At 37.1% G+C, this 9,045-nt stretch carries 6 protein-coding genes; 2 read left to right on the top strand and 4 right to left on the bottom strand.

Annotated elements, in window-relative coordinates; translation table 11 throughout:
* Window positions 1-130: 130 nt before the first annotated feature.
* Window positions 131-4,372 carry a tetratricopeptide repeat protein gene (locus tag LT143_RS10190; RefSeq protein ID WP_246942864.1) on the bottom strand — a complete coding sequence of 1,414 codons (4,242 nt, stop codon included), beginning with the start codon at window positions 4,370-4,372 and terminating at the stop codon, window positions 131-133.
* A gap of 116 nt (window positions 4,373-4,488) precedes the next feature.
* Window positions 4,489-5,280: a thermonuclease family protein gene (locus LT143_RS10185; RefSeq protein ID WP_246942863.1), complete on the bottom strand. Its 792-nt coding sequence runs from the start codon at window positions 5,278-5,280 to the stop codon at window positions 4,489-4,491.
* Window positions 5,281-5,526: 246 nt separating this feature from the next.
* Here LT143_RS10185 and LT143_RS10180 point away from each other — a divergent pair, with 246 nt between their 5' ends.
* On the top strand, window positions 5,527-6,225 hold the full coding sequence (locus LT143_RS10180) for an N-acetylmuramoyl-L-alanine amidase (RefSeq protein WP_246942862.1): 699 nt from the start codon (window positions 5,527-5,529) through the stop codon (window positions 6,223-6,225).
* Between the two features lie 73 nt (window positions 6,226-6,298).
* On the opposite strand, the gene LT143_RS10175 is transcribed toward LT143_RS10180, so the two are convergent.
* The gene (locus LT143_RS10175; protein ID WP_246942861.1) at window positions 6,299-7,207 is read right to left on the bottom strand and encodes an acetamidase/formamidase family protein; all 909 of its coding nucleotides are present in this window, start codon (window positions 7,205-7,207) and stop codon (window positions 6,299-6,301) included.
* Between the two features lie 213 nt (window positions 7,208-7,420).
* On the opposite strand from LT143_RS10175, the gene LT143_RS10170 reads away from it, so the two are divergent.
* On the top strand, window positions 7,421-8,395 hold the full coding sequence (locus LT143_RS10170; protein WP_246942860.1) for a 2-hydroxyacid dehydrogenase: 975 nt from the start codon (window positions 7,421-7,423) through the stop codon (window positions 8,393-8,395).
* A 100-nt stretch (window positions 8,396-8,495) separates the two neighbouring features.
* Here the strand turns inward: LT143_RS10170 and LT143_RS10165 are convergent, their stop codons facing one another.
* On the bottom strand, window positions 8,496-8,933 hold the full coding sequence (locus LT143_RS10165; RefSeq protein ID WP_246942859.1) for a YwpF-like family protein: 438 nt from the start codon (window positions 8,931-8,933) through the stop codon (window positions 8,496-8,498).
* Between the last annotated feature and the right edge of the window lie 112 nt (window positions 8,934-9,045).

Here is a 9,045-nt window from a genome sequence, read left to right as displayed (position 1 = left end):
TTTCTAACTATGAACACTTCGTTTTTACGTACAAAAAAGGGTAGGTTTTTAGAAATATCAGCTTGAAAAGCAACAAAGTTTTAGAAAAGAGCCTTTATAAAAAATTATGGAACCTGTTTTAAAATTACTGTTATTTTAATAATTTTTTCATCTTTTTTGCATATAAAGGATGTGACTTCAAATAATCTAAATCAACGTCCTCCACTGCTAATTCTTTAAAGTATCCATCAGGATCATTTACGATTGAAAATTGTAAATGAACGAATGCTTCCTCTACATGTATGTTTAACGTGGATAAATAACAAGCCTTGTTATAGTGAACCAACGGAAGATCATCTTCCATTTGCATTAACTGGTTAATTACCTCTAGAGCCTCTTGTGTTCTTCCTTGTTGATGAAGGGTGGTACTCACTTGATTATAGCCTATTACAAATTCAGGATTGCACTCAACAGACATTCTTGCAAACTTTTCCGCCTCTACAAAATTTTCAAGATTCTCCTGAACTCGACTGACTTCAAAATAATAATCATGGTCATGAGGATTAAGCTCAATCGCCTGTTCTAATACTACCAAAGCTTGTTCATATCTTTCTAGTTCATGATGGAGTTTTCCTAATATATATAGAACATCAGGATGATTAGGCTGTACATCTAAACAAGAGAGTAGGTAGTTCTCAGCAAGATGATAGGTCTCAACCTTTTTGGGGGTCTCTTCCTGTTCATAGTACTTTTTCATTAATGCTTGAGCTAAATAAAAAGCTACTTCGAAATCCCAAACATTTGAAAGGGCGATAGTTGCCTTTTCAATTGCTTCATCCACTCGTCCCTGATCAAAGTAATATTCACAGAGCCAGGTTAACGATTTAGTATTTTCCGGAAATGCAGAGTATCCTAGTTCATAAAGTGCAATGACCGTCTTTTCATAAAGCTTCAATAACTTTCGATGTGAGAAATTTTTAAATAAACTAGTTTCCTGTTGCTTAAGTTGAAGTAAGCGTTGTTCCAATTCATAGGCAGTATACATATAGACATAGCTTTTATCTGAAAGAGGAATATCAAGCTGATCTATCATTTTTATTCCAGATGCGTTTATTAGATTCATAGCAACTAAATTGTCGATGAGATATTTATATAAATCGCGATCTTCTTTATCTCTAATGACTAAATCTAAAACGATTGATAATGAATCTGAGAATTGTTGCTGCTTATATTTTAAAACCGCATAACTTTCTAAGAGGCTGTATTGAGTAGAACCTAGTTCAACAGCTCTTTCTAAATAGTTTTGTTGCTTTTCTAAGTTACCATCGACTCTTGCTAACTCACCTAACATATACAAACGCCAACTCTCATCTACCTGTCCTTCAATAGATTGAATGTGATCTAGGACTTCAGAAATCTGGTCTACTTCATGCGACAAGTTTGCAAAGTGACTAGCATTGACATCATAAGGAGAATGCTTCAGTAATTGGTACAAGTAGTGTTGTTCAATTTCCTTATTTTCCTCTTCGCTTGCGATTCTTGCTAGACGTAAGTATGCAGATACAAACGTTTCATCTAGTTCTAGTAGAGACGTGTAGTATCTTTTGGCTTCAGAGAAATGTCCACGGTTTAGCTCAACTTCCCCTAGACGATAGAATGGGAAAGTATCTGGACGAATAGTTAGAGCATGATGGTAGTACTTCATTGCTTGATCGATTTCACCAGCTTTTTCATATAAACATCCGGTATAACAAATTAAATCAATATCCTCTTTACATTCACCATCAAGTAAAGATTCAAGGAAGGATCTACCTCTCTCGTTATAGGGAGTTTCTTCAATTAATCTTACATAAAGATCCCAAGCCTGACTATGATTATTCGTAGCAAGTCGAATACCGTTTTCTAACCAAGATAAACCTAGTTCTTCATTTGTATCACTATTAATAAATAGCCACTCTCCACCATTAATTAAAAACTCACAATCTTGGTTGTAGGTTTCGGCTTCTTTCAGTAAAAGGTCAGTAGCTTGTTCAGGCGTACCGAGCTCTTTTAATGCCTTTACTATTGATAATACTGGATAGGCATCTTCTGGATATTGGTTCTTTGCTCTCTCATAGTAATTGATGGCATTTTGGTAGTCACCTTGTTCTTCGTACAGTTCACCTAACTTTATCAATAATGAATAGGGTTCTTTCACTAATTCTAGGCCGTCCTCTAGTTGCTTAATAGCCCTTTCAGGTTGATCGCAAGAATAGGCCATTACATGAGCAATTTCTACATAAGGATAAGAGATAGATGGAGAAAGGCTCCTCGCAACGTTGAAACCTCTTAGTGCCTGGTGAAATTTCTGTAATTGCTTATCACACCTAGCGCGTTGATACCAGGCATGGGCATCTGTTTTAAAATCTTTGATAATAGAATGATATAAATGTCGTGCTTCTGTATATTGGGTATCTTCATACAGTAAATATGCATGATTCATCCTATTCCAATAGTCTTGATTATTTATTTCTAATGAAGCATTAGAATATTTGAAAGCTCGTTTTATATCATTAGTTTCAAATAGACAGAGCGATATATAAGACCAGGAATCGTAATGGTCAGGTTCCAAATCGATAGCATTTTGAAAATGCAGAATGGCATCTTGATATTCATGAAGCTCATAAGAAATTCTGCCTAGTATATAGAAATAAAAATGAATTTTCCTGGATTTAACTTTTGAAAGAATATCTCTTGCTTCATCCATTTTTCCGACCTTTACATAAGCATGTGCCGAGATTAAGTGGAAATAATCAATATCTGGGTAACTAGATTGAATCTGCTGTATGCAGCTTGTTAGAAGTGGAGTTTCTTCTTCCAGATGAAGCATTTTAATAGCAAGTGCATTTACATACACACTATCTTGATTAGATTTAATAAAACGATAAAATTCTTGTTTAGTTTCCTGATCTGGGTAATCAAGGCGTTCCATAAAGACAAGCATGTCCCGAACCATATCATCCTCGCATTTATTAAGGAATGATAATTTTGATTGATTATCCTTAGGAATGACAGCAATAGAATGAATTTGATTGTTACAGTATACTTTTTCAAAGTCTTGATAACTTATAGTTAACATGTCAGGAACGCTAGGGTCTTGGATATAAAAAGCTTGTAGATTATCATCATACCCAACAAGTAGCTGAACATGGGATGAGTTTGGATAATTTACACCAATGATAACGGATACCTGGAGATCTGTTAGCTTTTTATAAAGGTCGATCCTACCGAAGAAGTGTTGACAAACCATTCCATTCTCTTCAAGATAAGAAGTCGCTGAGATTAGCTTTGAGCCGTTGATATGGTAAATCTTTTCAGCAATTTCATCCTGATGCTTTTGTATTCCATAACGAGATAACAACATCGTGATTGTCGCAGGAACACAGTAATTATATTTCTGTAGAACAATCGTTGTAGGAAGAATCTTAATGTTTTCTTTGTTAAAATTATCTTTATTTTCATAGACAGAGTCTTTAAATATAGCTGGGTATTTAAGAATGAAAGGCTTCAACTGTTCGTATTGTGAAGAGCGATATAGAATTTCTCCTCGAGAGTATTCAAAATACTTTTTATACATATGGTGTGGTGTAATCGTTTCTATATGATTTAGTACCTCTAAAAATTGATCATTATTTTGAAGATATTTTAATTTTTGCGCCTTTTCTAAAATTAAAGGATAATAATAGGGAGTTCTCTCGATTCCCTTGTTTATGATGTCTAGGGCAGATGCAAGATCTCCTTCTGCAGTATAGATGGATTGAAGGATAATAAAGCTATATTGTGGCTTTGAATCCAAGTCGATTCCTTTATTCACAAATTTTTTAGCCTTATTCCAATTACCTAGGCGGAAGTAATAATAACCCCAACGGTCATAAATGGGCTCTTCAGCAATACTCTCAAGTTCCTGAAGATAAGATTTTGCTTCTTGAAACCGTCTCATATCAATAAGTAGATTAATAATTGCAGTTAATGCGAGTCTTTTTTCTTTAAGAGTTAAACCCTCAATCTCAAGGATTACCTCAAGATTTCCTTCAGCCTCAATATATCTATTTTTCTCCATCAATTCATAGCAATATAAAATTTTTGAGGTAATGGAAGAATGATATTTATGAAGATTTCTTATTAAAAATTGACTGTACCGATCCATTAACGCTGCATCTAATGCTCTTATAATGTAAATAGCTTCATCGTCTAACAGGCTATTTAATGTTGTTTTAAGCTCAAAAAACGAGGAGGAATTTTTGAGTTCATCTACAATTTGGATAACTAAAGGTATAGCTGTTTTCAGTTCATTTTCTGCCATGGCTAGCTTTACATGTTGAATGGTTGAATATAAGTCAGTCTTAACGGTCATTATCATCTTCCTTTGCGATAAAAATGCTTACTATTATATTCTAGGTAATAGATACTAACATGGCACTATGAATTATTTTCCAATGGTGTGCGTTCTTTAACTCTATGACCAAATTGTTATAATAGATTGGTAAGGATAGCTTGTATCCATTTGAAAATACGTGCAAGGAGACTAGTAGTTCCCCCATATAGTCCGCTCTCATTTATTTTAGCTAGTTGCATCGCGTCTCTGACTTTATCTTCATATAAATAATCACCATAATCATAAAAGTCCTCAACAAGTCCTTCCTTAGTAATGGCTTCCTGATGAAGTTGGTCATCAACAAAAACCCATGCGAGGAGGCGGTCATACTTATCGAAAAGGGTATCTCCATCTGTTTCAATAGTAATATCTCCACTTTTTAAAAACCTGCAAGTGTAGTCGGCTGCCTCTTTACCAAACGGCTCCTTCTGGGTTGTACTTTCAGGCGTATCAATAAATAAAAAGCGTGTGCTATAACTCTTCCCGTTAATAGAAAACACAGCCGTATCTCCGTCCACACACTTCTCAAGCGTAGCACCATACCTTTGCCCAAGTTCCAAAGAGGCAATATCACTCGACAACGAAGGGGAATTAGATGACTTGCCGGTGAAAGGACTATTCCCTAGCGTGAATCCCTCCAAATCAATCCGATCTGCAGTCAGTCCATTCTTACAATCATTACTATTAAACTGCTGAATTAATGCAACAAGCTCATCCACAGTAGAAACGGATCTTACAAGCTCTGTCGGCTCATGCAACAGATACACACAATCCTTATTCCGAAAATGCCCACCCAACTCATCCAAACTACCTCTATGAGCAAGGCTGTTATCTATATCAAAAGAACTAATAAACAGCACCATAAACAAAAGCATAGATATTCTCATCTAGTAAATTCACATCCTTATACTCTATCAATACCCCTATCATACTACTACATCCAAAAGAAGGCTAACTGTATAATGAGGTGGGTGTTGGTTCTATTAGACCTTTACGAACTTTATTCTTTACTACTTTAGTGCATCGGGGGCCAGGCCCCCGATGCATTAATTCGTTAAAGTCTTTTGTTATAATGTGTTAAAATAGGGATAAATAAGTTGGACCATAAGGACCATAAGGGGTTTAGTGGATATATGAAAGCAAATGTAGGGATATCTGTTTTTGTCAGTCTATTAATTGTCATATCGATTGGAATTTATATAAAGGTTGACCATGAAAACGTGGTAAAAGCTGCTGGAGAGGTAGAAAATAGTAACGCAACCCTTGGAGTGGAAGTGGTAGACTCTTTCCTTCCAGATGAAAACTCGAAGCCAAGAGTAGGCAGGATATCGCATGTTGTCCTTCACTTTATCAGCAACGCATCTGTTAACCCGAAGGATCCTTATAATATCGAGGAAATTAAGGATATATTTGTGGAGTACGGCTTCTCCACTCATTATATGATTGACCGTGATGGAACCATCTATAGAATGGTACCGGAAGATCGAATTGCCTATCATGCAGGGCCTGGCTATCTTTCTGACTACCCACACTATGATGATATTTTAAATGGTTATTCAATCGGAATTGAGATGTTAGCAATTGGTACAAAAGATGAAATGACTTCAATGATGTCAAGTAACACCTATAACTCTATAGACCCTTCTCATATAGGCTACACAGAAGAGCAATATGAAGCATTAAACAAGCTAGTAGATAGTATTCTAAAGAGGAATCCTGGAGTTCTACCAGATAGAGACCATATAATCGGCCATGATGAATATGCCCCACTCCGAAAGAGTGATCCAGGAACATTATTTGACTGGTCTCAAATAAATGCTTTCACACAGTAATGTAGTGGGGGCCTGACCCCCGTTGCTTTAACGCAACGGGGGTCAGGCCCCTATCTGTTTAAAGTGTTAAATGTTATTCTTGAAAAGCCTTAATTTGATAGGCATCTAATACCCATTGTGGGACAACAAATCGAGCTGTTAAGAGTGGGTCTACAATTTGAGAGATTTGAGATTGTCCGACTGCACTCATTAGCATGGTGAAATGATTCAGTGATAAATCCGTATGTGGGAGTAGTAAATCAATCATTTCTTCGACAGCTAATTTTGCTGCGTCATCGAGCGTGTGAGCCGAAACTAGGGAAGCAAGACCTTCTTCATTTTCTAAAAATGGATAACGTATGGATTTTCCTTTCACGACATCTAGTGTTACTGTTACCTTCGCAGGAACTTCAATACCTGAAACACCAATTTCTCCATCACCCATTGCTGCATGTAAATCACCTAAACCAAATAAGGCACCCTCATGAAAAACAGGAAAATAAAGCGTCGCACCGGTAGTAATTAATTTTGTATCCATATTCCCACCGTGAGCTCCAGGAGTACCGCATGATACAGGGTCACCCTCAGGTGCTACTCCAATAACACCAATCATAGGATTTAAAGGAATTCTTATCTTCTCATTAAATATTGCGGCATCATTTTCAATGGGCATAATCTTTGCTTCAAACTGCTCGATTCGGTGTCCCATGACGCCAAGTTTTGGCCCAACCGCCATTACTCCTTGCTTTCCAAGTTCAATTGCATCGATGGTTACTTTCAAAATGTCTCCAGCTTTTGCTCCTTCAACATAAATTGGTCCCGTAGCTGGATTGATCTGATCCCAATCAATTGAAGTGACAGCAGTCGTATTAGACTGAATCTGGTCTTGAAAGCAATCATATGTATCAATGACCACTGTAGATTTCGGTGTTACCTTTAAAACTGGACTGTGATCTTTACTGAATGCATAAATAAAATGTTCCTTCGATAGAGTATAAGTCATAGCTATAATCCTCCTTGTTTGTACTAATTTAATTATAAAATAAAATTTAAATGAATATTCGAAAAGTTAATAACAATTTTTTAACACATTAACGTAGTGGGGGCCAGTCCCCCGTTGCTTTAAAGCAACGGGGGACTGGCCCCCAACCCTTTACAGTGCTAAAGCCAACCATTATTTGATAGTATATAGGTATATATAGAAAGAGGTGCGGATATGAAGCCAAGCATTTATGTTACCAGAAAAATACCGGATACCGCCTTACAACTGCTTAAGGAACATTTTCTAGTTGAGATGTGGGAGGAAGAAGAAACGCCAGTACCACGTGAAGTGCTCATAGAAAAGATCCAAACTGTTGATGGGCTATATTGCTTGTTAACAGAGCAAGTCGATCAAGGGCTACTTGAACTGGCACCGAACCTAAAGGTTATAAGTAATATGGCCGTGGGCTACAATAATATAGATATTAAGGCTGCTAGCAATAAAGGAATTATGGTTACAAATACTCCAGGAGTGCTGACAGAATCTACAGCTGATCTTACCTTTGCTTTATTAATGGCAACGGCAAGAAGAATTCCAGAAGCGTCAGAATTTCTTAGACAAGGACAATGGAAATCCTGGGCACCGATGATGCTAACAGGGCAGGATATATTTGGTGCGACGATAGGGATTGTAGGGATGGGGAGAATCGGTGAAGCTGTAGCTAAACGAGCAAGAGGATTTAATATGGAAATCTTATATTATAACCGTTCTAGAAAGATGGAAAAGGAAGCCGAACTAGGCATATCCTACGTGGAATTAAACGAACTACTACAACGATCAGATTTCGTCGTAATTCTAACTCCATATACTAACGAAACAAAAAATCTTATCTCAAAAGAAGAACTTTTGTTAATGAAGGATACTGCTATCCTCATTAATGTGGCCAGAGGTGGCATTGTGAATGAAGCAGAGCTATACGAAGCATTAGTCCAAAAGAAAATCTGGGCAGCGGGTCTAGACGTTTTTGAACAAGAACCACTCCCTATGGACCATCCACTACTAACACTACCAAACGTCGTCACCTTACCACATATTGGATCAGCAAGCATCAAAACACGAATTAAAATGGCAGAATTAGCAGCTCAAAACCTAATTCATGCCTTAACCAAAGATACTCCACAAAATCTAGTAAACAAAGATCTCCTATAAACTAAGCATGAGCCAGGCCTTCACCGCTGTAAAGCGGTGGGGGCCTGGCCCCCGTTCCTTTAAAGCACTAAAAAACCCACTACTATAAAAAGTAGCAGGTCTATTTTACCTTCACACCCGTGTTTTTCTTTTCATACACACGCTTTTTAAATTCTTGTAAGAGTACGTTACCTTGGAATCCTTCTTCAATCAGTTCTGATAAGATCGCTTCAGACATATCAGCCTTACCCACTAGTACCCCGTTAAAAAGAACGCTCATATTCTCTTCCATGACGGCAACAGACTGGATCGTTGTGATAAAGGCCGCTGGATCATTGTCTTTTCTGGAAATGGTCGCTTCCACCTTGACTTCTTGTTCGTCTTCTTTTAGCTTGGTAAACAGCTCCTCGCATTCTTTACCTACATAAGCTTCAAGCAGCCATTTGCGTTCTTCATCTTCTTTATTGATAACTAGTCCATCTATTAAATGAATCTGTTGGCTTTTTACTTGTTCCTGGGGATGTGAAATCTTTAAGGACACCAGTTTAAAAGTTTTCATAAATCCACCTACTTCCGTGCTTTTTAACTATTATATCACGTTTCCTCTGTATCATATACTAGTGATAGAGGGAGAAGCAATGGACGTATGCTTCGTCTCGGAGGGCCTCACC

The organism is Bacillus pinisoli (assembly GCF_023036475.1).
Taxonomy (GTDB): Bacteria; Bacillota; Bacilli; order Bacillales; family SA4; genus Bacillus_BS; species Bacillus_BS pinisoli.
The sequence above is the reverse complement of the archived record's forward strand: the minus strand, read 5'-3'. Positions and strand labels throughout refer to the sequence as shown.

What these genes read in the sequence shown, in the direction of transcription:
- LT143_RS10190 (WP_246942864.1), bottom strand. Translation starts at nt 4,372, where the DNA reads ATGACCGTTAAGACTGACTTATATTCAACCATTCAACATGTAAAGCTA.
- LT143_RS10185 (WP_246942863.1), bottom strand. Translation starts at nt 5,280, where the DNA reads ATGAGAATATCTATGCTTTTGTTTATGGTGCTGTTTATTAGTTCTTTT.
- LT143_RS10180 (WP_246942862.1), top strand. Translation starts at nt 5,527, where the DNA reads ATGAAAGCAAATGTAGGGATATCTGTTTTTGTCAGTCTATTAATTGTC.
- LT143_RS10175 (WP_246942861.1), bottom strand. Translation starts at nt 7,207, where the DNA reads ATGACTTATACTCTATCGAAGGAACATTTTATTTATGCATTCAGTAAA.
- LT143_RS10170 (WP_246942860.1), top strand. Translation starts at nt 7,421, where the DNA reads ATGAAGCCAAGCATTTATGTTACCAGAAAAATACCGGATACCGCCTTA.
- LT143_RS10165 (WP_246942859.1), bottom strand. Translation starts at nt 8,933, where the DNA reads ATGAAAACTTTTAAACTGGTGTCCTTAAAGATTTCACATCCCCAGGAA.